Origin of the sequence: Prevotella sp. TF12-30 (assembly GCF_003436715.1) — a bacterium.
Classification (GTDB): Bacteria; Bacteroidota; Bacteroidia; order Bacteroidales; family Bacteroidaceae; genus Prevotella; species Prevotella copri_A.
This window is the reverse complement of record NZ_QSQJ01000093.1, coordinates 1,717-2,285: the sequence shown is the minus strand read 5'-3', so window position 1 is coordinate 2,285 and position 569 is coordinate 1,717. Positions and strand designations below refer to the sequence as shown.

Genomic DNA, 569 nt, shown 5'->3' with positions numbered 1-569 from the left:
AACTCCATTGATACGGCGAAGCAAGAAGGTCTTGCAGAGGGGATGGAAAAAGGGATGGAATTAGGTATTGAGAAAGGTATGAAAAAAGGGATGGAGAAAGGTTTGGAAAAAGGCATGAAAAAAGGTATGAACCAGAAAGCCCTGGATATTGCCAGGAATATGCTTGCTGATGGCGTTGACATCAATCTGATCATGAAGTATTCCGGTCTTACCCAGGAACAGATAGAAAAATTGAAATAAGATATTATTTTAGAAGTAACAGATAAACAGAAATCCCCCATCCTGCCTTCTCAAGCCAGATGGGGGATTTGCTTAAAATATAGGATTGAATGAGTGTTAATGCCGGATAGGATTATCGGTCAATTTCAGCACGGATGAATTTACCGGCACTGTTGTAATACAGGTCGTAGCCTGGGATGTCGATTTCGTAACCACCTATCTCCTTCTCTATCTTATACGGCTGCTGTGAAGGATAGCGCTTAGCAATATCCGCAACGATCACATCAGGAATAATGCCAGATGGCAATGCAGAGAACTTGCAGTCCACGCTCTTCCACTCTCCCTTGTTA

Annotated in this window: 1 protein-coding gene and 1 pseudogene; one reads left to right on the top strand and one right to left on the bottom strand. The window is 42.5% G+C overall.

What is annotated here, in order from left to right; genetic code table 11:
• Nucleotides 1-240, top strand: a pseudogene (locus tag DXD25_RS16125) (hypothetical protein); the annotation flags it as partial.
• 112 nt (nt 241-352) lie between these two features.
• Here DXD25_RS16125 and DXD25_RS16120 read toward each other — a convergent pair.
• Nucleotides 353-569 (bottom strand): PepSY-like domain-containing protein (locus DXD25_RS16120; RefSeq protein WP_187360509.1); only part of this gene is annotated, 217 nt, incomplete at its 5' end.